This is a genomic window from Mesorhizobium sp. M1227 (genome assembly GCF_040318315.1).
Taxonomy (GTDB): domain Bacteria; phylum Pseudomonadota; class Alphaproteobacteria; order Rhizobiales; family Rhizobiaceae; genus Mesorhizobium.
Genome location: NZ_JAMYLZ010000023.1, coordinates 1 through 25822 on the forward strand (window position 1 = coordinate 1; position 25822 = coordinate 25822).

Annotated in this window: 24 protein-coding genes; 9 read left to right on the plus strand and 15 right to left on the minus strand. The window is 61.8% G+C overall.

Features of this window, described 5'->3' with window-relative positions; translation table 11 throughout:
- Positions 1–398 precede the first annotated feature (398 nt).
- The 5 genes from NKH28_RS22850 to NKH28_RS22870 all read left to right on the plus strand — a co-directional run bounded on the left by NKH28_RS22850 (position 399) and on the right by NKH28_RS22870 (position 5835).
- Positions 399–1403, plus strand: a complete 1005-nt coding sequence (locus NKH28_RS22850) for a LacI family DNA-binding transcriptional regulator (protein WP_352980496.1) — start codon at positions 399–401, stop codon at positions 1401–1403.
- A 72-nt stretch (positions 1404–1475) separates the two neighbouring features.
- Positions 1476–2831 (plus strand): ABC transporter substrate-binding protein, encoded by a 1356-nt coding sequence (locus NKH28_RS22855; protein WP_352539309.1) that lies wholly within the window; start codon positions 1476–1478, stop codon positions 2829–2831.
- A gap of 21 nt (positions 2832–2852) precedes the next feature.
- The gene (locus NKH28_RS22860; RefSeq protein WP_352539308.1) at positions 2853–3779 is read left to right on the plus strand and encodes a carbohydrate ABC transporter permease; all 927 of its coding nucleotides are present in this window, start codon (positions 2853–2855) and stop codon (positions 3777–3779) included.
- Entirely contained in the window at positions 3772–4614 is an 843-nt protein-coding gene (locus NKH28_RS22865) for a carbohydrate ABC transporter permease (RefSeq protein ID WP_352469604.1), read from the plus strand. Before NKH28_RS22860 ends, NKH28_RS22865 begins: the two co-directional genes overlap by 8 nt.
- A 24-nt stretch (positions 4615–4638) precedes the next feature.
- Complete coding sequence (locus NKH28_RS22870) at positions 4639–5835, plus strand: glycoside hydrolase family 172 protein (protein ID WP_352539307.1); 1197 nt, start codon at positions 4639–4641, stop codon at positions 5833–5835.
- A 76-nt stretch (positions 5836–5911) separates the two neighbouring features.
- Here NKH28_RS22870 and NKH28_RS22875 read toward each other — a convergent pair whose 3' ends face one another.
- Positions 5912–6283, minus strand: coding sequence for a VOC family protein (locus NKH28_RS22875; protein WP_352615424.1), 372 nt, complete (start codon positions 6281–6283; stop codon positions 5912–5914).
- A gap of 365 nt (positions 6284–6648) precedes the next feature.
- Here NKH28_RS22875 and NKH28_RS22880 point away from each other — a divergent pair, with 365 nt between their 5' ends.
- Positions 6649–6909 (plus strand): hypothetical protein, encoded by a 261-nt coding sequence (locus NKH28_RS22880; protein WP_352980497.1) that lies wholly within the window; start codon positions 6649–6651, stop codon positions 6907–6909.
- 120 nt (positions 6910–7029) lie between these two features.
- Positions 7030–7470 carry a DUF2267 domain-containing protein gene (locus NKH28_RS22885; protein WP_352448133.1) on the plus strand — a complete coding sequence of 147 codons (441 nt, stop codon included), beginning with the start codon at positions 7030–7032 and terminating at the stop codon, positions 7468–7470.
- Positions 7471–7482: 12 nt separating this feature from the next.
- On the opposite strand, the gene NKH28_RS22890 is transcribed toward NKH28_RS22885, so the two are convergent.
- From NKH28_RS22890 to NKH28_RS22945, 12 genes are all read right to left on the minus strand, one after another.
- Positions 7483–8478 carry a LacI family DNA-binding transcriptional regulator gene (locus NKH28_RS22890; protein ID WP_352539305.1) on the minus strand — a complete coding sequence of 332 codons (996 nt, stop codon included), beginning with the start codon at positions 8476–8478 and terminating at the stop codon, positions 7483–7485.
- A 68-nt stretch (positions 8479–8546) separates the two neighbouring features.
- The gene (locus NKH28_RS22895) at positions 8547–9881 is read right to left on the minus strand and encodes a sulfatase family protein (RefSeq protein WP_352767567.1); all 1335 of its coding nucleotides are present in this window, start codon (positions 9879–9881) and stop codon (positions 8547–8549) included.
- A gap of 22 nt (positions 9882–9903) precedes the next feature.
- Positions 9904–10719: a carbohydrate ABC transporter permease gene (locus NKH28_RS22900; protein WP_352539303.1), complete on the minus strand. Its 816-nt coding sequence runs from the start codon at positions 10717–10719 to the stop codon at positions 9904–9906.
- A 7-nt stretch (positions 10720–10726) separates the two neighbouring features.
- Positions 10727–11680 carry a carbohydrate ABC transporter permease gene (locus NKH28_RS22905; protein ID WP_352469612.1) on the minus strand — a complete coding sequence of 318 codons (954 nt, stop codon included), beginning with the start codon at positions 11678–11680 and terminating at the stop codon, positions 10727–10729.
- A 3-nt stretch (positions 11681–11683) separates the two neighbouring features.
- Entirely contained in the window at positions 11684–12931 is a 1248-nt protein-coding gene (locus NKH28_RS22910) for an ABC transporter substrate-binding protein (protein ID WP_352980498.1), read from the minus strand.
- A 200-nt stretch (positions 12932–13131) separates the two neighbouring features.
- Complete coding sequence (locus NKH28_RS22915) at positions 13132–13944, minus strand: SDR family NAD(P)-dependent oxidoreductase (RefSeq protein WP_352448128.1); 813 nt, start codon at positions 13942–13944, stop codon at positions 13132–13134.
- Entirely contained in the window at positions 13941–14942 is a 1002-nt protein-coding gene (locus NKH28_RS22920) for a sugar phosphate isomerase/epimerase family protein (protein WP_352980499.1), read from the minus strand. Before NKH28_RS22920 ends, NKH28_RS22915 begins: the two co-directional genes overlap by 4 nt.
- Positions 14943–14979: 37 nt before the next feature.
- The gene (locus tag NKH28_RS22925; protein WP_352994495.1) at positions 14980–15753 is read right to left on the minus strand and encodes an SDR family NAD(P)-dependent oxidoreductase; all 774 of its coding nucleotides are present in this window, start codon (positions 15751–15753) and stop codon (positions 14980–14982) included.
- Positions 15754–15757: 4 nt separating this feature from the next.
- Positions 15758–16855 carry an ABC transporter ATP-binding protein gene (locus NKH28_RS22930; RefSeq protein WP_352448125.1) on the minus strand — a complete coding sequence of 366 codons (1098 nt, stop codon included), beginning with the start codon at positions 16853–16855 and terminating at the stop codon, positions 15758–15760.
- Positions 16856–16865: 10 nt separating this feature from the next.
- Entirely contained in the window at positions 16866–17768 is a 903-nt protein-coding gene (locus tag NKH28_RS22935) for a carbohydrate ABC transporter permease (RefSeq protein ID WP_352539299.1), read from the minus strand.
- Positions 17761–18699, minus strand: a complete 939-nt coding sequence (locus tag NKH28_RS22940) for a carbohydrate ABC transporter permease (protein WP_352466746.1) — start codon at positions 18697–18699, stop codon at positions 17761–17763. Before NKH28_RS22940 ends, NKH28_RS22935 begins: the two co-directional genes overlap by 8 nt.
- A 57-nt stretch (positions 18700–18756) precedes the next feature.
- Entirely contained in the window at positions 18757–20022 is a 1266-nt protein-coding gene (locus NKH28_RS22945; protein WP_352539298.1) for an ABC transporter substrate-binding protein, read from the minus strand.
- 101 nt (positions 20023–20123) lie between these two features.
- On the opposite strand from NKH28_RS22945, the gene NKH28_RS22950 reads away from it, so the two are divergent.
- Complete coding sequence (locus tag NKH28_RS22950) at positions 20124–21362, plus strand: ROK family transcriptional regulator (RefSeq protein ID WP_352469619.1); 1239 nt, start codon at positions 20124–20126, stop codon at positions 21360–21362.
- Positions 21363–21430: 68 nt separating this feature from the next.
- Here NKH28_RS22950 and NKH28_RS22955 read toward each other — a convergent pair whose 3' ends face one another.
- Entirely contained in the window at positions 21431–22390 is a 960-nt protein-coding gene (locus NKH28_RS22955) for a DMT family transporter (protein ID WP_352539483.1), read from the minus strand.
- 399 nt (positions 22391–22789) lie between these two features.
- Between NKH28_RS22955 and NKH28_RS22960 the strand changes: the two genes are divergently transcribed.
- On the plus strand, positions 22790–24121 hold the full coding sequence (locus NKH28_RS22960; protein WP_352980500.1) for a PQQ-dependent sugar dehydrogenase: 1332 nt from the start codon (positions 22790–22792) through the stop codon (positions 24119–24121).
- 103 nt (positions 24122–24224) lie between these two features.
- Here NKH28_RS22960 and NKH28_RS22965 read toward each other — a convergent pair whose 3' ends face one another.
- Positions 24225–25733, minus strand: a complete 1509-nt coding sequence (locus NKH28_RS22965) for an aldehyde dehydrogenase family protein (protein ID WP_352980501.1) — start codon at positions 25731–25733, stop codon at positions 24225–24227.
- Positions 25734–25822 lie beyond the last annotated feature (89 nt).

Genomic DNA, 25822 nt, shown 5'->3' on the forward strand with positions numbered 1-25822 from the left:
AATCGGTGATCGCAACGTCACCACCGTGCCATGGCCGCTCGCCCCTCAGAGCAAGCGCCGTTCTCTCTCCAAAACTTTTTGCAGAACCTTCAGCACACTATCGGTACCGCCCCCTTCGAATGCTTTGCGTTTCTGGCTCTATGGCAGCAACGCCGTTGGTCTACTGCCGCATCGTTGAAACGCCACCAATACAGACCCATATGCGAATTGCGTCGGATGTCTCCTCCCATTGCGTCCGGCGCGTTCCCCTCTGGAGGTTATAGACCTTCACACTTGGCCGGGCTTAACAGTCCGGCCTTTTCTTTTGGCATTTTGCGCAATCCGCCTGATGGCCCTAATTTGCGAGACATCGGTAAAATCGATTTGCAAATGCATTCATGTGCTCATAACCTGTCACCATGAGCACGATTTCCAAAGTTGCCACGCGAGCGGGCGTGTCGCGCACGACCGTGTCGCATGTCATCAACCATGCGGACCGGGTATCGAAATCGCTGCGTGAGCGCGTACAAGCGGCGATCGACGAACTCGGCTACACCCCGAACCCGCAGGCGCAGAGCCTGCGCACCGGCCGTACCAACATTATCGCGATGCTGATCCCGGACATCCGCAACCCGTTCTATCCGGAGCTGGTGAAAACGGCGCAGTCGACGCTCGAAGTGGTCGGCCTCGACATGCTGATCTTCAACACCGACGTGCCGGGCGGACATTCACAGGATCACGGCCGCGAGTATTTGCGCCAGATCGGGCGCAAGCGGGTCGACGGCGTCATCGTTGCCGACTTCGCGCTGCACGGCATGCACAGCGAACTGCTCAGCCTCGATCTGCCCGCCGTCTTCATCGGCCATCTGCCGAACCATGCTGTCGACAGCGTCCAGCTGGACGATTTCGGCGGCGGCTATCTGATGGGCGAGTATCTGGCGAAGAGGGCCCATCGCCGCATCGCCCATGTCACCGGGCCATCCTTTTTCAAGGAGGCGATGGCGCGTGCCGCCGGTTTCGAAAAAGGGCTCGCCGACAATGGCGTGCCAATCTCCGCCGATCTGCGGTTCGAGGGAAGCTATCTTGCCCCGTCAGGGCGGGAAGCGGTCACCTGGCTCAGGGAGAAGCACGGCGGACACCTGCCGTCGGCGATGTTCTTCGCCAATTATCTGATGGCCTCCGGTGCGCTGACCGAATTCTACGACCATGGGATCAATATCCCTCAGGATATCGCCATCGCAGTCTTCGATGACCTGCCTCAACTGGAATATGTCAGGCCGAAGCTGACCTGTGTCGGCAACAGTCCGACAATGCTTGCCAAGCGCGCCACGGAAATGCTGCTCGAACGGCTGGGTGGCAAAGTCGAGGGCGCGCCGCGCACCGAAGTGATCCCATGCGCGTTGAGCCCATTCGACAGCGCGTGACGCAGATGCCGGCAAAGGGAACGGAGGTCCCTTCGCCAACGTTCGACCGAACAACATCCAAGGGAGGAATTGATGACTGACAAAACGACCCGCGACCGGCCATTGGCCAGCCTGAACCGCCGTCGGCTGATCCAGGGCGGCGCCACTTTCGCTGCCGCCGGCCTCACAGGCTTCCCGTTCATCAACAGGATGGCCGTGCGCGCTCAGGAAGCGCCGCTGAAATTCTGGCAGTTCTATGCGCCTGGGGGAGACGTGAAGCCGCAGGTCCAGTGGTTCGAGAAGCTGGTGGCCGACTGGAACGACGGCCACGACCAGAAGGTCGAGCTCGAATATGTCGTCAACAGCGAATACATCTCCGGTTCCAAGCTGGCAACGGCCTTCGCGTCGGGCGAGGGCCCTGACATCTTCCTCATCAGCCCCGGCGATTTCCTGCGTTATTACAATGGCGGCGTACTTGCCGACCTGACGCCGCATATCGAGGATGCCGCCAAGGCCGATTTCCCGGAAAGCGTCATCGCCAACCGCATGGTGGACGGCAAGATCTACGGTGTGCCGATGGAAGTCGAGCCGATGGCCTTCTACTATTCGGTCAAAGCGTTCGAGGATGCAAAGCTCAACGAGAACGACGTGCCGAAGACCTGGGACGAGCTGTTGGCGGTCGCCAAAAAGCTGACGACGCCCAGTCGCTACGGCGTGCTGTTCGAAACGACTCCCGGCTATTACCAGAACTTCACCTGGTATCCGTTCCTGTGGCAGGGCGGCGGCGAATTCCAGGGCAAGGACGGCAAGAGCGCCTTCGATTCGCCGGCCACCGTCCAGGCGCTGAAACTCTGGCAGGATGCCATCAATACCGGCGTGGCGCCGCGTCAGGTGGTCGGCGGCGGCTTCGACATAGTCGCCAATCTCGGGGCAGGGCTGTGCGCCATGCAGAACTGCGGCATCTGGGGTATTTCGGCGATGGACAACAACGCCAAGGACGTGCCCTACGGCATCTTCAAATTGCCGACACCGGCCAATGGCAAATACGTCACCGTCGGCGGTGGCTGGGCCTTTGTCGCCAATGCCGGAGGCAAGAACCCGGATGCTTCCGCCCAGTTCTGCGCCTGGGCGCTGGCCTCAATGGATCCGGCATCGATCGACCGGGTCGTCAACTGGTGCACTGTCGCCAAGAGCGACATGCCGCCGCGCAACAGCGCGCTGAAGGCCGGCGCCGATGTCTTCAGCACCGGCAAGTTCGGCACCTTCGCCAAGGAGATCCATCCGGGGACGCGCGCCGAGCCGCGGGTTCCGCCGGAGGCCTACAAGATCATCTCCGACGCCATCCAGTCGGCACAGCTTGGCGGGGTTGATGCCCAGCAGGCGGCGACGACGGCCAGTCAGCAACTCGATGCGTTCCTCGCTTCCTATTCCGGCGCGCCGATCCTTTAGGCCCTTTCCAGCATGGATCAGATGAAACCGCCAGCCGCGGGCGCGAATTCCGCCCGCGGCCTCACCGCCAAGCAAAGGGAGCGCTGCGCCGCATGGCTGTTCGTCCTGCCCGATGCGGTTGGCCTGCTGGTGTTCGTCGGCGTGCCGATGCTGCTGTCGCTCGCCGTCGGGTTCTTCGAGGTCAACGGCTTCGGCGGCTACAGGTTCGTCGGGTTCGGCAATTACAGGCGCATGTGGGGCGACCCGCTGTTCTGGTCGTCCGTGAAGGTGACGGTAGCTTATGCCGTCATGCTGGTGCCGGCGCTCTACGTCGCCGGACTGGGACTGGCGCTTCTGGTGCAGAAGACCAACCGCTTCAACGCGGTCATGCGCTCGATGTTCTTTGCGCCGCAGATGGTCAGCCTGGTCGTGGTGGCGCTCGTGTGGCAGCTCATGCTGGTCGAAAAGGTCGGCATCGTCAGCCGGCTGGCGCCGCGCGTCGGCCTCGGCGGAATTTCGCTGCTCGGCGATCCAAATCTGGCGCTGTTCACGCTGGTGCTGGTCAGCGTCTGGTTCCTGATGGGTTTCTACATGCTGATCTTCCTCGGCGGGCTCCAGGACATCCCGGCAGAGTACTACGAAGCCGCAAAGATCGACGGTGCCGGGCCGGTGACAAGCTTCTGGTACATTACTTTGCCCCTGCTCAAGCCGACCAGCTTCTTCGTCCTCCTGGTCTCGCTCGTCGCGGCTGTCGCCGGCGGCCAGGTCTTCGACCTGATCTATGTGATGACCAAAGGCGGTCCGGTCAATTCGACCTCGGTGCTGATCATCTACATCTACAAGCAGGCATTCCAGTTCGGCGCGTTCGGCTATGCATCGGCAATGGCATCGCTGCTGGTGCTGGCGCTGATGCTGGTCACGGTCTTCTTCTTCGTGCTGACGCGCGGCGGACGTTTCGAGCATGACTGACGGCCGAACTCCTTCCGGCCGTTCGCAGATACGAGCGGCGAGACTTGCCTGGATGCTGGCAACCGCCGCACTTGGCCTGATGACGGTATTCCCGCTTGTCTGGATGCTGGTCATCTCGCTCAAGCCGGCGAGCGACGTCTTCACGCCGAGCCTCATTCCGGAACGCCCGACGCTCGGCAATTTCCTCTATGTGCTGACCGAGGTGCCGTTCCTGCGCTATCTCTTCAATTCGTTCTTCGTGTCGGCGACGGTGACGGTCGCCGCGCTGTTCTTTCATTCGATGGCCGGCTATTCGCTCGCACGGCTGCGTTTTCCGGGCCGCGACACGCTGTTCCTCGCCATGTTCTCGACCTTTCTGGTGTCGCTGCCGGTAATCATCGTGCCGCTGTTCATCCTGACGCGGATGCTGCACATGCTGGACAGCTATGCCGGGCTGATCATTCCGGCGATCTTCAACGCGTTCGGCATCTTTCTGCTCAGGCAATACTACCTGTCGCTGCCCAGGGAACTGGAAGAAGCGGCGATCATGGATGGTGCCGGCTACTGGCGCATCTATTGGAGCATCATCCTGCCGCTCAGCCGGCCGATCCTGTCGGCACTGGCGATCCTGTTCTTCCTCGCCAACTGGAATGCTTTCCTGTGGCCGTTGACGATCACATCGGACCTCGATCTCTGGGTGGTGCAGGTAGCCATTGCGAACTTCAAGAGCCAGTACGCCGCCGCCTGGAACTACGTCATGGCCGCCTCGACCATCGTCGCCGTGCCGATGCTGGTTCTTTTCGTGATCTTCCAACGCCAGATCATGGAATCGATCAAGACAAGCGGCCTGAAATAACCGCTGAAGCAAGAGGAGAAACACATGGATAATGCCGGCTTGTCGCCGCTTCGCGGGCTCGCCAAATTGCGCGACGCCAAAACCCGCCGGTTCTCGAGCTACGACCGCACCGGCGGCAATGACGACCGGCTGCATGTTGAACCCGGCCAGACGGTGGTGATTGCCGAGCATGACGGTGCCGGCATTGTCACGCATATCTGGGCGACGCTCGCCTGCAAGAGTGAGGACTTCCTGCGCAAGATCGTGCTGCGCGCTTACTGGGATGGCGAGGAGTATCCGAGCATCGAAACGCCGATCGGTGATTTCTTCGGCATGGGGCATGCCCGCACCCGCAATTTTGCCAGCCTGCCGGTCCAAGCAAGCCCCGAGGATGGCAAGGCCTTCAACTGCTACTTTCCGATGCCGTTTGCCAGCCACATGCGCTTCACCGTCGCCAATGAAGCTGAGGACGACCTGCTTTTCTATTACTATGTCGATCTCGAACTGCATGAGGAACTCGAGGAAGGCCTGGGCCGCTTCCACGCCCAATACAGTCAGCAGCGACCTGACGGCATAGACGAGACGGGATTGGCCAACGAGCAGGTCCTGTTTGGCGGGGAAAACACCGACGGGAACGGCAACTACACCATCCTGGAGGCGGAAGGTCATGGCCACTATGTCGGCGTACTCTATTCCGTCTATTCGCGGCGGCGTTCCGCACTATGGGACTGGTATGGCGAGGGCGACGACATGATCTTCGTCGATGGCGAGCCGGGCATTTCCGTGCCGGATACAGTGCGCAAGCCCGATCCGCGCATCGGACCGAAGGCCGAACTGATCGACGATCGCGGCGAGACCGGCCCCGGCGCCAACGATGCCTGGCCGCCGACGCTGCACGGCACCGGCACGGAAGATTATTTCAATACGGCATGGTGCCCGACACAGGACTACAGCGCGCCCTATCACGGCATCATCGCCGCCGGCGGGCCGAACTGGACCGAGCCGGTTACGCTCTATCGCTGGCACATAGAGGACCCGGTCATCTTCCACAAACGCATCCGGGTGACCATCGAGCACGGTCACGCCAATCGCCGCTCGGACGACATTTCGTCGGTCGCCTTCTGGTATCAGGCCGAACCGCACAAACCGTTCGAAGCGCTTGTCGATGTCGAGGACCGCATCCCCACCTATCGCGCGCCTTATCACAATTGGAATGCCGCCTTCGACGAGAAGAGGCGTTAGGCCGGGATGCGTTCGAATTGAACCGTGCATCCCGCGCTATCTGTGTCGGGGCACGACCCTGCCGCAGCGTGCCGCCTCAGCTGCGAGGTGGAAGTTGCTGGACAGACCAGGTGTTGCCGTCGGGATCCTCAAAGAAGACAAATCTGCCCCAGGGAAAATCCTTGATATCGCTGACCTCGATACCTTGAGCGGCCAGGTACCGGTGAGCCTCATCGATATCGGGCACGACGAGTTGCAGGCCCCTTATGGATCCCGGGGGGCTGTCGACGAGGCCCTTGCCCATGGCAATCGAACAGGCCGAACCGGGCGGCGTCAATTGCACGAAACGTATCTCGTCGCTTACGGTGTGGTCGTGATCGAGATGAAAGCCGACCTTCCCAACATAAAAGGCAATTGCTCTATCGACGTCCGATACGGGGACCGGGACCAGCTCCAGCTTCCAATCCATGACAGCCCTTTCGCAGCTTGATCGCCAAGTGGTGCCGAACACCGTGGGCGCCATCCCGCCATCTTCCCAATGCCATTGTCGGCGCGGGCCGCTCAGTCAGTCAAGAGATACCCGGGCTCGGGCAACGTGAGGACTGGTCTCATTGCTGAGACGGCGTTCGGAACCGATGAGCACAAGCTCAGTTAGGCGGAGGACAACCACCTTTCGGATCAGCAAGGCCGACTTTAATGATCGGAACGCAGGCGCCGAATACAACTGTGGGAAGGTTGAACGGGCGTCGTTGACGCGCGAAGGGATTGCTTGGAAGCGACGCTCGCCGAAGCTGGCGAGATCGTCGGACGGCGAAGCCGAAGCGCAATTATGCCGTGAATGCCTACGATTCGGCCTGCCTTCTCCTTGCCGCGATCAAAGACGCCAGCACTGTATCCAAGGGACATCCGAGCCGGCGCGACGTTCTGGCGGCGGTGCGCGATATCCGTTTCAGGGGAATCGCCTATCGCGAGCCGGTGCGGTGGGATGAAAAGGGTGACAATCTGGCCGCTGTGACTGAACTCAACGGGGTGGAAAACGGCCGCTTCCGACAGATCGCCGAAATCCAGCAGATGCAGAGTGTCGAGCAGACCTGACGCCGACAGGCTCTCCGACCGAACCGGTTTCCGCCGCTTTGCCAGGACGATTTTCACAGGACCACGAAACAATAATCTCCGGTCGCCGTTTCGCCCGCAGAACCTTTCGAGGAGGCGACGATGAGCGCAACCGGCTTGGACGTTTTCGACAAAACGCTGCAAATAACAAACATCTGGCTTGACGAGATCATGGCGGATCTTGGTCCGGATCGACACGTCGCCTGGCATACATTGGGCGCCGTTCTGCGAACCCTTCGCGACAGGCTGCAGATCGGACTGGCGGCCAAATTGGGAGCGGAACTGCCGCTGCTCGTGCGCGGCGCCTACTATGATCGCTATCGGCCCGCCGACATGCCCGACAAGACACGCTCGCTCGAGAAATTCCTGCAACACATCGCCGATGAATTGAAATCGACCCGTCCTGTCGATCCCGAGGATGCGGCACGCTCTGTGCTGCGTGTGCTTGCACGGCATATCGACCTTGGCCAGTCGGCAAAGGTGCGGGATGCGCTGCCAAAGGAAATCCAGGTCCTCTGGCCTGAAAGCGTGGGCGTCAAATAGCGGCGATCCTGCTCATGCGGACGCGCGACGGACCAACTGCCACGAAACGCTGAAAAGGGTAGGTATTGCGCCCGGTGTTGCCGAGATCAATGAGATCAGATGATCGGCAAGATGGTCGTAGTGGGCAGTTTCGGGGCCGATTGTCGTCAATGCCGGATGACTGAATTCGCCCTCGTCGATATTGCCGCAGCCGATGACTGCAATGTCGCCGGGCACGGAGAGGCCGGCCTCCTCGAATGCGTGCAGGGCGGTCACGGCGGCAAGATCGGATTCGACGAAAAGCGCGGTCGGCCGATCCGCGCGGGCGGCCAGCGCCGTAGCATTGGCAAACGCAGCCTTGCGCGCCTCTGCACCGCCGATCACCAGGTCGTCTCGCAGCGGAAGGCCGCGTGCTTGCAGGAAGCTGCGATAGGCGGCGAGACGGCTCCCGTCCACCGCTTGCTCATGCACCATATAGGCGATGCAGCGATGGCCGGCTCGGTAGAGGTAGTCGAGTGCCTCGAAAACGGCCCTGCCGGTATGCTGGCGCACAACCGAGAAGCCTGCCGGCTCGATGGTCGGATGGAAGATCACCGCTGGCCGGCCCGCGGCCGCCAGGCGCGCGGCCAAAAGCATCACCTCGGGCTCGGAGAGATGCTGCCAGTCGGCGATAATGCCGTCTGCCAGCCCGCTCTCGATTTCCCTCACGATCCGGTCGGTTCGTTCGAACGTGTCTCCCGCGGTGATAATTGTCGAAAATCCCCTCAGCGCCGCTCCAGATTGGATATCCTGCGCGATCCGGTCGCTGAACGGCACGCCGAGACGAGGCAGTACAAGGCAGATTCGCTCGGCCTGCTGGCGGCGCAGCTGCCGCGCGGTGCGGTTTTGCACATAGTTGAGCTCAGCGACGGCCTCGAGGATGCGCTGCCGCGCCTCCTTGCCGACGAACTTCAGGCGCGTGCTGTCGCCGCTGAGCAGGTACGACACGGCAGCGGTCGATACATTGGCGCGCCGGGCGACATCGGCCATGGTCGGCGCCTTTCTGCGATCGGAACTTCTCTCGTGCATTGTTGGATCCGCTGCGCGACGTGACATGATCAGCTGTCGCTCAGCCGGATTTCATTCCAGCTTCCATGCCCGGCGGCAAGGATCTCGGGCCTTGCCTCGCCGGCCTCCTCCATCAGGGCAACGATGCGGCCTCGCAGCCATGCACGCGTCGCTGCGTGATCGGGCGAAGCTATGAGATTGATTAGTTCGTTTGGATCGGCATCGAGGTCGTAGAGTCTCGCCTCGACATAGAAATCGCTGCCGGAATTCCGCCAGCCGTCTTTTCCCGGTGCCTCGACCTCATATTTCCACCGTCTGGTGCGCAAGGCGCGGCCGACATGGTGCTCGCTGATTTGAATGAATATCTCGTCGCGCGGCGGCCGTTCGCCCTGCAGTGCGTCGAGCAGCGAGACGCCCTGCATCGAATTGGGCACTTTCAGGCCGGCCGCGGCGAGCAGGGTCGGCGCGAGATCGACGAGGCTGACCAGGCCTTCATAAGTGCCGATGCGCTGGAAGCCGGGGCCGTGGAATAGCGTCGGCACGCGGATCGACGCCTCATGACAGGAACGCTTGTATTCGTTGTTGCGGGTCTTGAAGTGACATCCGTGGTCGGAGGTGAAGAGGATGATCGTGTCGTCAAGCCGGCCAAGGCTGTAGAGCGCCTCGATCAGCCGTCCAAACGCCTCGTCGAGGCGTGCGACCATGCCCAGATAGCCGGGGAAATGTTCCGCTGTCGTGCCGCCAAGTGCGGCGAGATCGCCGGGAATGGCGAGCTTCTTGCGGATCCTGTCCTCGTATCCGAGCGGGGCAGGGTAGTTGTCCGTCTGGTTCTGGTGATGCGGCTCGAGGAAGGACAGGAATAGAAAGAACGGCTCGTCTTCCCTCGATGCGACATAGCGGATTGCAGCGTCGGTTAGGGCATCGACGCGGTATCCCGGCAGCTTCACCGCCTTGCCGTCATTGTCGTGGACGACGGTGTCGAAGGGGCCGGAAGTGAACTCCAGGATGTTGGAGGCCAGCCAGTAGCGATAGCCGCCGCGTTGTTCCTGGGTGACCGGCTCGGCGGACCCCAGGTGCCACTTGCCGATGTAGGCGGTGTCATAACCTGCCGCGGTGAAATGATGCGCGAGCGTGCGCTCGCTCTTCGGCAGTGGGATGTCGTTGCGGTAGCAGCCGGTGATGGTCGGGTACCGCCCCGTCTGGAATACGGAGCGGGCGGGTCCGCAAACGGGCTGGCAGGTAAACGAATTTGCCACGAACGTGCCGGTCCCGGCGAGGCGGTCGAAATTTGGCGTAAGCTCGAGCGGATTGCCATGGACGCCAACGGTGTCCCAACGCTGCTGGTCGGTGAAGAAGACGATTACATTCGGTCGGCGGGACGTCATAGGGCGCAATGCCTTCGAATGGTCATTTCATGCCTGCCAGCATCACGCTGCGGACGAAGTAGCGCTGCGTGAAGAGGAACAGCAGCAGGCTCGGGATGAAGAGAATGATCCCGCCCGTCGCCGTCAGGTTCCACTGGGTGAAGAATTCCTGGTTGAAAAGCGTCAGTCCCGTCGTGATCGGCCGCATTTCGGTGGTGTTGACGGCGACCAGCGGCCAGAGGAATTCGTTCCACTGGAACACGAAGGTGAGGAGGGCCAGCGTCGCCAGTGCCGGACGGACCTGCGGCAGCACGATGCGCCAGTAAAGGCCGAGTTCCGAGCAGCCGTCCATCCGTGCAGCGTCAAGCAACTCGTCGGGAATTGGACGGATGAACTGCCGCATCAGGAAGATTCCGTAGGCGCTCATGGCGAATGGAAGGATAAGGCCCTGATAGGTGTTGAGCCATCCCATCCGCGCGGTGAGCACATAGAGCGGGATCATGCGGATGAAGAATGGGATCATCAGCGTAGACAGCACCGCGACAAACATGACGCGCTTACCGGCGAATTCCATCTTGGCGAAGACGTAGCCGATCAACGGATCGAAGATCAGATGGAGGAAGGTAATCCCGCCGGCGATGATGAAGCTGTTGAGCGTGAAACGCGCGAACGGCGCCTTCTGCCAGATGTCGATGTAATTCGTGAATTGCCACGTCTCGGGGATCAGAATCGGAATGCCGCTGAAGACGTCGGCATCGCTCTGCAGCGACAGCGAAAGCATGTAGAGGAACGGAAAGATCGACAGCGCCACGCAGAAGAGCAGCAGTAGGTAGGACGGGAGCGTTTTTGCCAATGTCATGCCAACCTCAATAGGTGGTTTCGCGGTTGAGCAGGCGGAACTGAACGAAGGTGATGGCCAGGATCAGCAGGAACATCAGGAAAGACAGCGCCGAGGCGTAGCCGATGTTGAGCTCGAAGAAGGCTGCCTCGAACACGTGCAGGCTGAAGAACCGCGTCGCGTCGGCCGGTCCGCCCTTGGTTATCAGGTAGGCCGGCGCCAGCTCCTGCAGTTGGCTGATCGTGCTGACGACCGCGATGAACAGCGTGGTCGGCGTCAACAACGGCCAGGTCAGATAGCGGAATTGCTGCGTCGGCGTGGCGCCGTCGATGGATGCGGCATCATAGAAGTCGGACGGGATCGACTGCAACGCGGAGAGGTAGATCAGCATGGCATAGCCGACATCCTTCCAGACCGTGATGGCGATGAGGGTCGGCAGCGCGGTCGAGGTGTCGCCGAGCCAATTCTGGGTCGGCAGCCCAAGCTCGGCAAGAAAGCTGTTCAAGATGCCAGTGTAGGGATCGAGAATTGCCTGCCACATCAACGCGACGATCACGAAGGAGGTGATGTAGGGAAAGAAGATGATTGCGCGGATCAGAGTGCGCCCCGGGATCGGCCGGTTGAGCACGACCGCCAGTCCGAGGCCAATGGCGATGCTGGCCGCGGTGACGCCTATCGCGAAGGCCAGCGTCACGAAGAGCGACTGCCGAACGCGCGCGTCGCCGAGCGCAGCAACGTAGTTGTCCAATCCGGCGAATCGGCTCTCGCCGATCAGCGGCTGGCCGCTGTACAGGCTCGCCCAAAACTCTAGTCCGATCGGATAGAAGAAATAGACCGAGAAATAGAGGATTGCTGGCGACAGCAGCAGGTAAGCGAGAAGCGTTTGCCGGGTGCGCCGGCTGAAGCGGCCAGTTCGCCGGGTCGGCATCGCGCCGACGCGAATGTCCGTATCGGCCGTATTGGTGCTGCCGCTGACGATCATCGGCTAGTTGTTGGCCAGGATGACGTTGGCCTCGGCCGCGAATTTCGGCATGATCTCGGCTGCTGGCTTCTGATTGTAGATGATATCCTCGAGCGCGCTTTGCAGGAGCTTCTCGATTCGCGCGTGCTTGCCGGTGAGGCGCAGCTCGGCGGTGACGTCTTGCGCGTAAGGCAGGCATTTGCTGAAGCTGCCGATGACCGGATCGGCCTGAACCTCGGCGTTGTTGGCCCAGGATTTGCGCGGCATCGTCATGCCCGCTTCCTTGGTAGCCGCCAGTTCCGTGTCGAGCGCGACGAGCCGCTTCAACAACTCCCAGGCCTCCTTCGGGTGCTTGGCGTCCTTAGGGATCATCACGCTGACGCCGCCCGCGAACGTCGCCTGCACCTTGTGCTTGAGTGATGGCGCAACCGCCCAGTTGAGCTTCGGGTTGCCCGAGCGGATCGGCTTCACGTCCCACGGACCGGTTATGATCATGGCGACCCGGTTGGCCGTGAACAGCTTTTGCGGACCCTCATAGTCAGCACCCGCCGCCGGCTTGGTCGCTGCTCTTTCCTTGTGGATCAGGTCGGCGAGGAACTGGATCGCTTCGATCGCCTCTGGACTGTCGAGATTGACCTTGTTTGTCTTGGGATCGTAGTAGGTCACGCCGTTCTGCAGCAGCCACGACGAGTAATATCCGATGCTCGGGTTGGGAGCGAAGCCGAAGCGGGCGCCGGTCGTCGTCGCCTTGGCAACCTTCAGGAACTCCTCCCAGGTCGCAGGCGGCGCGTCGAAGCCCGCCTGCTTCAGCATATCGACGTTGTAGACGAGGGTGGCGCAGGTGAGGTGGATCTGGATGCCATAGTACTGGCCGCCGAGTTTGTTGCGCTCCACGGAATAGGCTTGCCAGTCGTCGGGATAGCCGATCGCCTTGCCGTCTTGTTCGATGAAGTCGTTCAGCGGCCGCAGCAGATTCCGCTGGCCGAATTCCTGCACCCAGCCGCCGGGTTCGGCGACGAGATCGGGCGCGCTCTTCGCCGCAAAATCCGCCACCAGCTTGGTGCGCATATCCGGCCACTGGAATTTCTCCCACTGCACCGACCATCCGGGATGATCGGCCTCGAACTTTGCTATTGCATCGGCATAAGCTTGATAGGCGTGGCCGGCGTTCCAATAGAGCGTCAAGGTCTCGGCATGGGCCGCAGTCGCGGTCGTCAGGGCCACGCCCAAAACCATGCCGTGCAGGAATCCGACTGACTTGTAGCGGCTCATCTTGGTCTCCTCCCTGGTTTGCCACCCGCCTTCCTCACAATGGATGGCGTCATATTATTCGATTAATATACCCGCCATACCGCAGTTTTTGTCAAGCTCCGACTGTAATGCAGTGCATAGTTCTGGCCGAACTCGGGCGGAGCTATCTACAGCGCGCGATGGCGAAGTTGCTTCCGGTACCCGGTATGGACGATGGCGGCCTAACCTGGAAAGATCGTGAAACCGCCATCGACGCGGATTACCTGCCCGTTGATGAAGCGCGCGCGCGGACCGGCGAGGAAGGCCACCGCTTCGGCGATCTCTTCAGGCTCCGCGTACCGGTTCAGCGATTTCTTGCTCGAATCCATGCGCTGTGGATCGACCACGCGGCTCGCTTGGAACCGTGCCGTCTTGGTGGCGCCGGGGCTCACCGCATTGACGCGTACGCCATCGTCGATCAGTTCCTTGGCGAGGCAGCGCGTATAATGGACGACAGCCGCCTTGAGCGTCGAGTAGACCACCTCGGGCGAGCAGCCGATATGCGCTGCCGCCGAGGCGATGTTGATCACCGAGCCCGAGCCACGCTTGACCATCGGCGGAACGAACGCCTGGCAGACCAGCATCGTGCCGATGAGGTTGTTCTCGGTTAGAACCTTGATGTCTTCGTAGTCGATGTCCAGTGCGTTGTTGGGATTGGGCTTTACGCCCTTGGCGCCGATGTCGCCGCCGGCGCAGTTTACCAAGACGTGCACGTCGCCGAGCTCCGCCTCGATCTTCCTCTTCATTTCCGCGACAGCTTGCTTGTCGCCGATGTTGCCGGTGACCGCGGTGATGCGCGTCCCATGCTTCTCCAAGCCCCTGGCAGAGTCGCCGAGGTCCGCGAATTCGCCATATTGAGATGGCCGGGCCCAATCGAGGTCGTGGACCGCGACGTTTGCGCCAAGTTCGGCCAAGCGGTCGGCCATCACGCGGCCGAGGCCGCGTCCCGAGCCGGTGACGAAGGCGGTCAGGCCGCTGAGTTCTCGGGCAGTCATGCTGATTTCTCCATTGCAATGAAATCGAATTTCATCAGGTTGGCGGCGCTGCGCCGGATCATGTCGAGCTCGTACGAAACGAGCGCACCGTCATCATTGCGCTCCCATGGCGTGCGGTAGTCGGCGTCGTCCGCAAGGCGGTTCAGGCGCGCGGCACTCAGGCAGGCCGCGAATTCGCGGGCGGTCTTCGGCGCATATCCGTTCCACCAGTCGTCGGTGAGACAGCGAACGTGACGAGCCTCCAGCGCGCCGGGCTCAAGCACCGCCGTCAGCGTGTCGTGGTGCTCGCCAAGGATGGCTGCCAGTTCGGCGAAAGGCACCGCGCCGTCGCCGATCGCGCAGCGGACCAGGCGATAGCCCTCATCCGTGAACTGGACGCGATAGTCCTTGAGGTGAACGTGGCGGACATGGGGCGCGATCCGGCGCGTGAAGGCAAGCGGCGCCTCGCCGACAGGAAAGGTGTTGCCGGTGTCGTAGCTGATGCCGACACCCGGCCCGCCAAGTTCGCAGAACGCAGCCAGTTCGTCGCTGCCGAAGTCCTGATGGTTCTCGATGCCGAGCACGCGTCCCTCGGCCGCCGCACGCGGCCCCCATTCCGTCAAGGCAGCGCGAATCGTTGCGTTGAACTCGCTCCATTTCGGACCCCACGCATTGCGGTCGCCGCACAGGACAGGCGTCAGTGCGATGCGGATCGTCGTCGCCTCGAGCAGGCGCGCAGCCCGGAAGGCGGTGTCCAGCGGACCTGCCACCAGCAGTCCGCCGCTCACCACCGGGACGATGTCCAGCGCGGCAAGACGCCTGCGCAGCGCGACGATTTCGGCGTCAGTCAAGTCGGTCAACCAGGGTTCGTAGATCTCGAGCGTGCGTGCGCCCAGTTCCTGCCCCAGCGTGATGAAGCCTTCCAGCCCCGCGCCGTGCGGATTGTGCCGCGGCGTGCCGCGGCCCTGCAGTCCGAGATGATAGGTCAGTCCGTAGGGGTTGAGGCCGAGACGAAGCATCAGCTTGGCGGTTCCAATGGAGAGCGGAGAGGCGTCACTAGCGCAGACCGGCATCGACGGTAATGGACTGTTTGGTGATCATGCGGCTGTCGTCGGCTGCCAGGAAGAGCACCGTGCGTGCAATCTCCTCGCCCAGCAGGACGCGGCGGATCAATTGCCGCTGCACCGTCTGGTCGACTGCCTCCTGCGTCTTGAACCACAGCTCGCGCTGCCGCTCGGTCATGACGGCGCCGGGTTCGATCGCATTGACGCGGATGTTATCCGGTCCGAACGACCGCGCCAACGCACGCGTCAGCGCCACCACGGCCCCCTTGGCGGTGGCATAGGCCACCATCTGGTCCGCTCCGAACCGCCAGGCAATGGAGGAGAAGTTTATGATCGAGCCGAAGCCGAGTTCCTTCATATGCGGATGCACTGCCTGCGCGGCGAAGAAGTGATGCCTCAGATTGACATCGAAGCTGCGGTCCCAATAGTCGGCCGTTATCGCGTCGAGGGGATGGCGCTGATCATTGGCTGCGTTATTCACCAGGACGGCGACCGGACCAAGCCGCGCGCGTACGCGTGCTACCGACGCCTTTAGCGCATCGACGTCGGTCACATCGCAATGGAGATATAACGGAGCCTGCCCGGCGGCACCAGCGAGCTCGCGCACCAACGCCTCCGCTGGTTCGTCCTGCACATCGAGAAAGGCTATCCGGGCGCCGTTCGCCACGAAGGCGCGGACCATATCGGCGCCAATACCGGAGGCGCCGCCGGAGATCAGCACGACCCGATCGGTCAAGCTTGGATAAGTCGCGAATTGTACGGACATCAAACTACAGAAGCGCCTTGGTTGTTGGATCGAACAGACAGGCGCGCGACATGTCGATGCCGAGCGTTATCGTCTCGCCCATGACGGGAGCGTCATCCGGCTCGAAACGGCCGGTGATCTCCAGGTCACCCAGCCTGAGCACGGCAAGCGTCTCGGCCCCGGTAGGCTCGACCAATTCGACCGGCGCCTGCATGGACGCTACAGCAGGTTTGCGCGACTTCAGATCGGTCGTGAAACGGTAGATGTGTTCCGGCCGGATACCGAGCACGACGTCCTTTGGCGCGCCGGCGGGCATCGGCGCGGCAAGGGCGAGGCTGACGTCGCTGCCGTCAGCGGCGCGTACCGAGATGCTGGTCGAGCCCGTAAGCCGGGCGGGAATGAAATTCATCGCCGGCGATCCCATGAAACCGGCAACGAACATGTTGGTCGGCCGGTCGTAGATCCGTTTCGGCGTGTCGAACTGCTGTACCGAGCCCTGGTTCATCACCGCAATGCGGGATGCAAGCGTCATCGCCTCGACCTGATCATGGGTGACATACACCGTGGTCTTGCCGACGCGATGGTGAAGCTTCTTGATTTCGGTACGCATGTCGACGCGCAGCTTGGCGTCGAGGTTGGACAAGGGCTCGTCGAACAGAAACAGCTTCGGGTCGCGCACGAGGGCACGCCCCATCGCAACGCGCTGCCGCTGGCCTCCCGAGAGCTGGCCGGGCTTGCGTTTAAGCAGCTGTTCGATCTGCAGGAGTGCGGTAACCCGCTGGACAGCTTCCGCCTGCGCCGCTTTTGGCACGCCGCGGCTCTCCATGCCGAAGGTGATGTTCTGGCGCACCGTCATGGTGGGATAGAGAGCGTATGACTGGAACACCATCGCAATATCGCGGTCCTTGGGTTGCACCGAGTTCACCAGCCGGTCGCCGATCCATATCTCGCCCGACGTGACGGTTTCCAGTCCGGCGATCATGGCGAGCAAGGTTGACTTGCCGCAACCCGACGGGCCGACAAGGGCGACGAATTCTCCGGTCTTAGCCTCGAGATCGATGCCGGCAAGAATCTCGAGCGAGCCATAGCTCTTGTGAAGGTTGCGGATCATCAACGCGGACATGGGCGACGCCTCATTTTATGGCGCCCTGGGTGAGGCCGCGCACGAAGTATTTTCCACCAAACAGATAGATCAGCAGCGGAGGCAACGCGCCGATCAGCACGGCTGCGCTCATCACATCGTAAGCACGCGCGGTCGTGCCGCCGGCCGTGAGCGCGACCAGTGCCGCTGTGATCGGCTGCTGCTGGCCCGATGTGAAGACGACGCCGAACAGATACTCGTTCCAGATGCCGGTGAACTGCCAGATGACGGTGACGATCAGGATGGGCGGCGACAGGGGCAGGATGATCTTGCGGAAGATCCGCCAGAACCCGGCGCCGTCGATGCGTGCCGCCTTGATCAGGTCGTCCGGTATGCTGACGTAGAAATTGCGGCAGAACAGGGTGGTGAACGAGATGCCCTGGACGACGTGGATCAACACCAGCCCGTATGTGGAATTGGTCAGGCCGAGCTTGCCGAGCAGGAACGCCCACGGCATCAACGAAATCTGGCCGGGCATGAATACGCCGAGCAGCATCAGATTGAAGATCAGTTCGGAGCCCCTGAAGCGCCATTTGGAGAGGATGTAGCCGTTCATGGCGCCGAGAATGGTCGAGATGATGGTGGCGGGGATCGTCATGGCCAGGGAGTTGAAGAAATTGCGCTTCATTCCCTCGCAGGTACCGCTGACGCAGTAGGATCCCCAGGCCTGCGCCCACGCATCGAACCGGAAGCTGCGCGGTACGGAGATGAGGCCGTTGCGGGCAATCTCCGACTGCTCGCGCAATGAGTTGAAGATCACCACCAGCAGCGGCACGAGATAGACGACCGCGAAAAGCGTCAGCACGGCATAGACAAGGAAGCGGCTCCAGAAATGCCGGCGCGTGGCAGCGGCTTCTTCCGGATCAAAACGGGCATTAGGGCCAATTTCAGCCATTGCGGCCCTCCGCCCGCCGGCGCCAGACGATCCACAAGGAGTACGGCACCAGCACCACCGCGACCGCCGCGAGCATCATCATCGCCGCGGCGGCACCCTCACCGATTTGGCCGCGCTGGAACATCAGGTCGTAGACATAGATGGCTGGGAAGGTGGTGGACACACCTGGCCCGCCCCGCGTCAACGCCGCCACCAGGTCGAAGGTCTTGATGGCGAATTGTATCTGAATGACCGCCACCGCCAGGAATATCGGGGCGATGGTTGGCAGGATGACCCTCCGATAGGTCCGGAAAACCGACGCGCCGTCGATTTGCGCGGCCTTGACGAGATCCGGATCGACCGACCGCAGACCGGCCAGGAAAAGTGCCATTGCGAAGCCGGACGACTGCCAGATACCGGTTATGATCACCGCATAGATCGCAGTGTTGCGGTTGGCCGTCAGGGCGAAGCTGAAGTCGGTCCAGCCAAGCCCGCGAACGAAGGCCTGGATACCGTCGACAGGATTATAGAGCCAACTCCACACCGTACCGGTGACGATGAAGGACACCGCCAACGGATAGAGGAAGATGGTGCGCCAAACCGCCTCGCCGCGGACGCGCTGGTCGATCGCGATCGCGAGCAGCAGGCCAACGGCCATCGAGCCAACGATATAGAAGCCGCTGAACAGGAAGAGATTGGTATAGGCGATGTTCCAGCGCCGGTTTGCCCAGAGCGAAGCGTAATTGTCCAGGCCGACGAACCCATAGGTCGGCAACAGCGACGAATTGGACAGCGAGATGTAGAGCGTCCAGAGCGTGAAGACGAAAACATAGATGAAACTCGCCGCTATCGACGGCGCCAGCACCAGAATGGGCACCATCGTGCCCAGGCGCTCGCGCCACGGACGGGCCGCGGCAGCTGCGGCTGGTACAATCAGATCATGGGTGGACATCGGGCTGCTCCGGCGAGGTCTGGCCGGGAGCTTCGCCCCCGGCCATCATCGGCAGCGTCACTTCTGCGCTTCGGCCGCATCCGCCATCGCATTGGCCGCGTCCTGCGCACTCATATCCGGCGTTGCTACAAACTCCGTGATGCTATCCATTATTGCGCCGCGGACCTTTTGCGGAACCGTCATGTTGTGCGCCATCGAACGCACGAGCGTGCCGGCGGCGATCGAGGCTTGCAAATCCTTTTGCGAGAGTTGCTGGCAGGGATTGAAGCCGTTCGAAAGATCGACATCGAGGCGCGCCGGAATGGACCCTTTGGTCTGATTGAAAATGGTCTGGAATTCGGGCGACAGGATGATGCTGGCAAGCAGCTTCTGTCCCTCGATATAGTCCGGGTCCTTCTGCTTGAAGAACACGACCGAATCTGAATTCAGGATGAAGCCCGGCTTGCCCCAATCGGTCGGCGCCTGGGCGCAGACATAGTCGGTGCCCTCCTTGAAGCCGCCGGCCGTCAGCAGGCCGATCGTCCAGTCGCCCATGATGTGAAAGGCGGCCTCGCCGCGGCCGACCAGATGCGACATGGTATCCCAGTCACGCCCGTTCATGCCGGGGTCCATGTACTTCGAGGTCATGGTGCGGAACTGCTCGAAGGCCTTGACCATGCCGTCGCTGCGCATGGCGTCGACGTCGCCCTCGACGAAGGCTTTCTTGTAGAGATCGAGGTCCTGACCGTACACGACCACTTCGAAGACGGTCGAGTCGGTCCAGTCGGCGGTCGAGTGCGAAATGCAGATCTTGCCGCTGGCCACGATCTTGTCGCAGGCGGCATTGAATTCCGCCCATGTCTTCGGCATCTCGGTGACGCCCGCGTCCTTCATGACCTTCGGCGATGCCCACAGCCAGTTTATGCGGTGGATGTTCATCGGCGCGGCCACCCAATTCCCGGTCGGCTTCATCACCGGCAGCAATTCGGGAGCGACGACCTTCTCCCAATTTTCCGCTTTCGCCAGGTCGTCGAGATTGGCTGTCATGCCCGTCTCGTTCCATTCGGCGATCTCGGGGCCCTTTAGCTGCACAGCGGGAGGGGCGTTGCCGGCGATCACATCGGCACGCAGTTTGGCCAGGGTATTGGCCGTATGGCCCGCGATGGAGGTCTGCTGCCAGGTGCCACCCTTGGCGGTAAACATCTCGCCGAGCTTGGCGATAGCCTGGGCGTCCGATCCGGTGGCCCATTGATGCAAGAGGTTGGTCTTCGGCTCCGCGAGGGCTGTTCCGGTAATCAAGGTGAGGGCGGTAGCGGCCGCAAAGGCCGTCCTCAGGTATTTCATCGTTTCACTCCCATATATGATGCACGGTTCGTATCGACCGCTTGTGGCCCGCGATTTGAGGTCGTGGCCGGCGAGATGCAGTAATCTCCGTTCTTTCCAAGATGACATATCTGGGCTATCAGTCAACGTGCTTTGTGCCCATCATGAACAAACCTTCGCTTAGAAATTGGCTAATCGACAGGCCGTCCGCGTCGCCGGAGAGCCTGATCGTCCGATGCCTGCGCGAGCGCGGCGTGCTTTCTGCGTCGCAAATTACCCGCATTACCGGTTTGGCGCGGTCGACGGTTTCAACCGCGCTCAATGGCTTGAGAAAGTCGGGGATGGTAATCGAATCCCCGGCCCATCATGACGCGGCGAGGGGTATTGGCAGGCCTGCCACGACATTGACGCTCAATCCCGCTGCGGGCACCTGCGTCGGCATCCATCTGGGCCTCGACGAGATGCGGTGTGTCGTCGCTGACGTCTCGCATTCTTTCGTTGCCGAACAAACCATCCCCATGGGTCTGGACTACCAGCCGCAACAAGCGGCCCAGCTCGCCAAGTCAGTAATTGCCCGATGCTATGAAGAGAACGGTCTGCCGATGGCGGGGCTCCTGGGGGTTGGGGTCTCCGTCTCGGGCCCAGTCAGCCGCGAAGGAGTGGTGCTGCGCGCGAGTATCGTTCCGACCTGGGCCGGGGTCAACATCCGTGATGTGTTCGGGCCGGTCCTCGAACAGCCGATCTTCGCCGACAATGAGAGCAACTGCTCGGCCATTGCGGAGCTGATGTGGGGTGCGGCCGTCGGCCAGGACGACTTCGTGCTGTTCAAGGTCGATCTGGGCGTCGGCGGGGCCATTGTCCAGCACGGTCGGCTGGTGAGCGGCATCGCCGGCGGCGCCGGCGAATTCGGGCACATCAGCATCGATCCCGGCGGCGACCTTTGCCGGTGCGGTAATCGAGGATGCCTGGAGCTCTATGCCAGCTTTGCCCGACCGCTCGAGCAGATTTCGCGCATCGTGCGGCGGCCGGTCACGATGGACGACGTGATCATGATGGCCGAGCAGGGCGACGTGAGGGCGCTGCGGATGATCGAGGACACCGCCGAGTTCGCCGGCCGTGGCCTTGGCCTGATCGGTTCGGTTCTCAATCCGCCGCTCATCATCATCGGCGGCCGCATGGCCTTGGCGGGCGACATTCTCCTGGCGCCACTGATCGCATCATATGAACGCCACACGCTCATCAAGTCCCGCGATGTGGCGCCTGCGCTGCGCACGCGGATAATCGTTGGCAAGCACACGGAGAACGACGCATTGCTCGGCGCGGTCGGCCTCGTGCTGCGTCACAACAGCCGACTTCAGTGACCCGGCTTGCTTCGGGTGGCGCTCTGATTTTGCGAGCTGCTCGCCGAAGCAGCGGAACTGATGTTTGCCTACGCGACACGCACCGTGCGCTGTCTCGGCTTGATCGCGGTGGCGAGCAGCAGGCCGGCGATGATGAAGGCGGCGCCGGCGAGATCGTAGTCGTGCAAGCTTTCGCCAAGGACCAGATAAGCGAGAACGGCGACGAAGGCGGTCTGGAGATAGAGCAGCATGCTGGCGCGCCCCGCACCAAGCGTCTCGACGCTACGGTTGTAGAGATAGTACATCAGAGCACCGCCGGGGCCGGCAACATAGGCGAGAGCCAGAAGGCCGTTCGCATGCAGCGCCGAACGATCCCCGGAAAACAGTTCCCAGAGATAGAAGGGCAGTGCGGCCAGCGCGCCGGCTCCCAGCAGCAGGACCACCATCGGCAGAAGCTCGATAGCGAATTTGGCGCGACGCAGCAGCACGGTGTAGAGGCCCCAACAAAACGCGCTGCCGACGATCCACAACTCGCCGGAATTGAACTGCAGCTGCATCAGCGCGGCAAGGTCGCCGCGCGCCACGATCACCACCATCCCGGCCAGAGCGACCAGCGCTCCAAGCGCTTTCCAGACACCGAGGGGCTCGCCGAGCACGAAGCGGGCAAGCACCATGGTCATGATCGGCGACAGCGCCATGATGATGCCGGCGGTTGTCGCGTTGGTGTAGTTGAGGCCTGTGTAGATCATGCCCTGACACAAGGTTAGCCCGATAGTGCCGATGACCAGCACCTCGATCACCCGGGATTGGATCAGCACGAGCATTGCCCCGTGATGACGATGGACGATCGGCAGCAGGATCGCGCACGCGAGCGTCAGCCGCCAGAAGCAGAGCGCCCAAGGCGGCATCTCGGGGGCAACCCACTTGGCGGCGATATAGACGCCGGCCGACAGGAGCCAGCAGAGCGTCGCGAGGGAATAGGCGAGCGGAAGTGATGCGCCGGGTGTCGCCTTCGCTACACTTGGATGTGCTATCGGCAGCGATTGGATATCCGTCTCCTCCCACCGCAGACTTTAGCAGATTGGCAGCGTCTTGCTAAGCAGCAACAACAGCTGTTTCACCAGCTGGCGCAATCGGTGGGTCATTGTGGGTCCCGCCGTTCACGGTCTCCTTCCATTCGAACGCATGTTGGCCCATGAGCAACTCGATACCGAAAAGCGCAAGCCGTATCGATTTCGCGCGACACGAATGTGAGATTCATATCGCGCGACAGATATTCGCGCGGTTGCCACAATCTTCTCGCGCCATATTTCTACCGAGAGCAGATCTGTCGCGAATTCCTGGTTCCTAGGATCACGAGCGCCGCTGTTTCGAAGCAATTGGAAGAATAAGCCACTGACTTCCGTTTGCACAAAGAGCGCGACACAGATCCATGCGGAGGACGTCCGATGCATGCCGGCTTCCGAGGAAGCGTACTCGTAGCGGTGTTGGGCACCGTCATGGCAAGCTGCGCTGGCATTCCGGCGCAAAAAACCAGGGCAATAACCGGCTATGGCCCCAACCCCACTTTACCGAAACCAAGACCGACGCTGATCCCGACTGTTAACATCGCCGAGGCGAAAGGCTGGCAGAAAGAAGGTATGCCGACCCCGGCGAAGGGGCTGACGGTGAACGCCTTCGCTACAGGCCTCGACCATCCGCGCTGGCTACATGTGCTTCCGAACGGCGACGTGCTGGTTGCTGAAACCAATGCCCCTGCCAAGCATGATGAAGGCTTCAGTCTTAGAAAGGTCTTCATGGACCTGGCTATGAAGCGGGCTGGCGCCGCGACCAAAAGCGCCAACCGCATCACGCTCCTGCGCGACATCGATGGCGACGGCATTGCGGATGTGCGCACGACGTTCGCGGAAGGCCTCAATTCGCCCTTCGGCATGACGCTGTCCAAAGGCAAACTCTTTGTCGCGAATACCGACGCGCTCGTCGCTTTCCCCTACTCCAATGGCCAGACCCGAGTCAGCACGTCGCCGGAAAAGATCATCGACTTGCCGGCCGGGGACCTCAACCATCATTGGACCAAGGACGTGATCGCAACTCCGGATGGACGCAAGCTCTATGTCACCGTTGGGTCCAACAGCAACGTTGGAGAAAACGGCATAGCCGCGGAGAAGAACCGCGCCGCTGTCCTTGAAGTGGATCGGTCTACCCGCCGCACTCGGGTCTTCGCCTCGGGCCTGCGCAACCCGAACGGGCTCTCCTGGAATCCTGAGACTGGCCAGCTTTGGGTCGCTGTGAACGAGCGTGACGAGATCGGCGACGACCTTGTGCCGGATTATATGACCTCGGTTCGTGACGGCGCTTTCTACGGTTGGCCCTACAGCTACTACGGACAGAACGTCGACGAACGCGTCAAGCCGCAGCGCCCCGATCTCGTGGCGGCAGCGATCAAGCCCGATTACGCCCTGGGCTCTCATACGGCCTCGCTCGGACTGACCTTCTCCAAAGGCGCGCAACTCGGTCCGGCCTACGGCAACGGCGCCTTCGTCGGCCAGCACGGCTCGTGGAACAGGAGTGTGCGCAGCGGTTACAAGGTCATCTTCGTGCCGTTCCATGGTGGCAAACCGAGCGGTCCTCCGGAAGATGTGCTCACTGGCTTCATCGGGCGTAATGACGAGGCGATGGGCAGGCCGGTCGGCGTCGCTATCGATCAGACTGGCGCACTGCTCGTCGCCGACGACGTCGGTAATGTCATCTGGCGGGTCCGCCGGGCGAATGGCCGTTGAGCGCAGGTGGCCTTTCTGATTCCGATCTCACCAGCCTTCGGCTACATTCCCGGAGGCGGATATCCTAAACACTTAGCTAGCAGCACGCCCGAAGATAGTCGTGTCAAACATGCTTGCGCCCGCCTGCCTCGCGGAACCAGCTGTCAGGATAGGGATACCACCAGCCCTGAATCTCCGGTCTGTGGTCGATGATGACCATCTTCGAGCGGCGGAATGCATCCAGACCCTGGCGGCCGAGCTCGCGGCCGAGGCCCGAAGCCTTCCAGCCCCCGAACGGCAACGCGTCATTGTCTATCAGCGGATTGTTGACCCAGACCATGCCGGCCTCGAGCCGCTCCGCGGCCTCATGCGCTTCGGCTAGATCGGTGGTGAAGACCGAGGCGCCGAGACCGAAGGGGCTGTCGTTGGCAAGCTCTATCGCCTGGTTGAAATCCTTGACCCGGCAGATTGCGGCGACCGGCCCGAAACACTCTTCGCGCACGATTGCCATATCGGCGGTGATGCCGGTCAGGATGGTCGGCTCGTAGAACCAGCCTACATTATGTGCCGGCGGAATGCGTCCGCCGGTGACCGCTTTGGCACCGCTGCGGATCGCATCGTCGACCAGCCGGATGACCTTCGCACGCGCGGCCTCGCTGACCAGCGGTCCGATCTCGGTTTTGTCGAGGCCGTTGCCGATACGCAGCGCGCGCGTTTTCTCGGCAAACAGATCGACGAAGCGGTCGTGAACGGCATCAACCACGAAGAACCGTTCGGCCGAAGTGCAGACCTGGCCAGTGAGATGGAAGGCAGCCGTGACGCTGCCGGCAGCCGCCACGTCCAGTGGGGCGTGTTGGCTGATGATCAGGGGATCGCTGCCGCCGGCCTCGATAACGCAAGGCTTCATGCGCTCTGCACATGCGACGGCGACAGCCTTGCCGGCGGCGACCGAACCGGTGAAAGCAACCGCATGCGTGCGGTCCGAGGCGATCAGCGCCTGCGCCGTTGCTGCTCCGCCTGGCATGCAGGAAACCAGGCCCTCCGGCAGGGAGCGGAACACGGTCATGTAATCCAGCGTCGACAATGTTGTCGCTTCGGCGGGCTTGATCACGCAGGCATTGCCGGCGGCAAGCGAGGCGGCGACGGTCCAGCACATCAACAGGATCGGAAAATTGTAAGGCATGATGTGCACCGACGTGCCGTAGGGCTCGTAGCGGGCATACTGGAACGAACCGGCCTGCGTCGTGCCGGCGATCTTGCCGGCGTCGTCACGCGCCATTTCGGCGTAATAGCGGAAGATCGGCGCGCAATTGGCGATCTCGCCGATCGCCTCCGGATAGGGTTTGCCCATCTCGCGCACCATCAGCTCGGCGCAGTGCGTGAAGTCGGCCGCCTCGATGGCGTTGGCGACGGCGTGCAGATGCCGGGCACGGCTCTTGGCGTCGAGCTTTTTCCAGGCCGTTTGCGCCTTGGTCGCTGCGGTGAGCACGGCGTCGATCTCGCCGTCGCTGGCTGCGGTGATCGCGCCGACGGTTTCGAGCGTCGCCGGATCGATCACCGGTTTTGCCGCACCGGTCATTGGCCGATAATCCGGATTGACGAAGAAGGTCGGCCGGTCAGGTGAAAAGTCCATTCTGTCCTCCCGTGTGCACGGAACCTTTTTGAGAATTCACCCTGCCGAGACAGGCGGCGTGGTTTTCGAGAACCGAAGCGGAGCGGAGA

Excerpts from the sequence above, each read along its gene's own strand:
- NKH28_RS22915 (WP_352448128.1), bottom strand. The coding sequence starts at position 13,944 with ATGACTGCCCGAGAACTCAGCGGCCTGACCGCCTTCGTCACCGGCTCG.
- NKH28_RS22895 (WP_352767567.1), bottom strand. The coding sequence starts at position 9,881 with ATGACGTCCCGCCGACCGAATGTAATCGTCTTCTTCACCGACCAGCAG.
- NKH28_RS22900 (WP_352539303.1), bottom strand. The coding sequence starts at position 10,719 with ATGACATTGGCAAAAACGCTCCCGTCCTACCTACTGCTGCTCTTCTGC.
- NKH28_RS22870 (WP_352539307.1), top strand. The coding sequence starts at position 4,639 with ATGGATAATGCCGGCTTGTCGCCGCTTCGCGGGCTCGCCAAATTGCGC.
- NKH28_RS22965 (WP_352980501.1), bottom strand. The coding sequence starts at position 25,733 with ATGGACTTTTCACCTGACCGGCCGACCTTCTTCGTCAATCCGGATTAT.
- NKH28_RS22950 (WP_352469619.1), top strand. The coding sequence starts at position 20,124 with ATGACATATCTGGGCTATCAGTCAACGTGCTTTGTGCCCATCATGAAC.
- NKH28_RS22885 (WP_352448133.1), top strand. The coding sequence starts at position 7,030 with ATGAGCGCAACCGGCTTGGACGTTTTCGACAAAACGCTGCAAATAACA.
- NKH28_RS22945 (WP_352539298.1), bottom strand. The coding sequence starts at position 20,022 with ATGAAATACCTGAGGACGGCCTTTGCGGCCGCTACCGCCCTCACCTTG.
- NKH28_RS22890 (WP_352539305.1), bottom strand. The coding sequence starts at position 8,478 with ATGGCCGATGTCGCCCGGCGCGCCAATGTATCGACCGCTGCCGTGTCG.
- NKH28_RS22855 (WP_352539309.1), top strand. The coding sequence starts at position 1,476 with ATGACTGACAAAACGACCCGCGACCGGCCATTGGCCAGCCTGAACCGC.
- NKH28_RS22940 (WP_352466746.1), bottom strand. The coding sequence starts at position 18,699 with ATGTCCACCCATGATCTGATTGTACCAGCCGCAGCTGCCGCGGCCCGT.
- NKH28_RS22925 (WP_352994495.1), bottom strand. The coding sequence starts at position 15,753 with ATGTCCGTACAATTCGCGACTTATCCAAGCTTGACCGATCGGGTCGTG.
- NKH28_RS22865 (WP_352469604.1), top strand. The coding sequence starts at position 3,772 with ATGACTGACGGCCGAACTCCTTCCGGCCGTTCGCAGATACGAGCGGCG.
- NKH28_RS22920 (WP_352980499.1), bottom strand. The coding sequence starts at position 14,942 with ATGCTTCGTCTCGGCCTCAACCCCTACGGACTGACCTATCATCTCGGA.
- NKH28_RS22910 (WP_352980498.1), bottom strand. The coding sequence starts at position 12,931 with ATGAGCCGCTACAAGTCAGTCGGATTCCTGCACGGCATGGTTTTGGGC.
- NKH28_RS22850 (WP_352980496.1), top strand. The coding sequence starts at position 399 with ATGAGCACGATTTCCAAAGTTGCCACGCGAGCGGGCGTGTCGCGCACG.
- NKH28_RS22875 (WP_352615424.1), bottom strand. The coding sequence starts at position 6,283 with ATGGATTGGAAGCTGGAGCTGGTCCCGGTCCCCGTATCGGACGTCGAT.
- NKH28_RS22860 (WP_352539308.1), top strand. The coding sequence starts at position 2,853 with ATGAAACCGCCAGCCGCGGGCGCGAATTCCGCCCGCGGCCTCACCGCC.
- NKH28_RS22905 (WP_352469612.1), bottom strand. The coding sequence starts at position 11,680 with ATGATCGTCAGCGGCAGCACCAATACGGCCGATACGGACATTCGCGTC.
- NKH28_RS22935 (WP_352539299.1), bottom strand. The coding sequence starts at position 17,768 with ATGGCTGAAATTGGCCCTAATGCCCGTTTTGATCCGGAAGAAGCCGCT.
- NKH28_RS22960 (WP_352980500.1), top strand. The coding sequence starts at position 22,790 with ATGCATGCCGGCTTCCGAGGAAGCGTACTCGTAGCGGTGTTGGGCACC.
- NKH28_RS22930 (WP_352448125.1), bottom strand. The coding sequence starts at position 16,855 with ATGTCCGCGTTGATGATCCGCAACCTTCACAAGAGCTATGGCTCGCTC.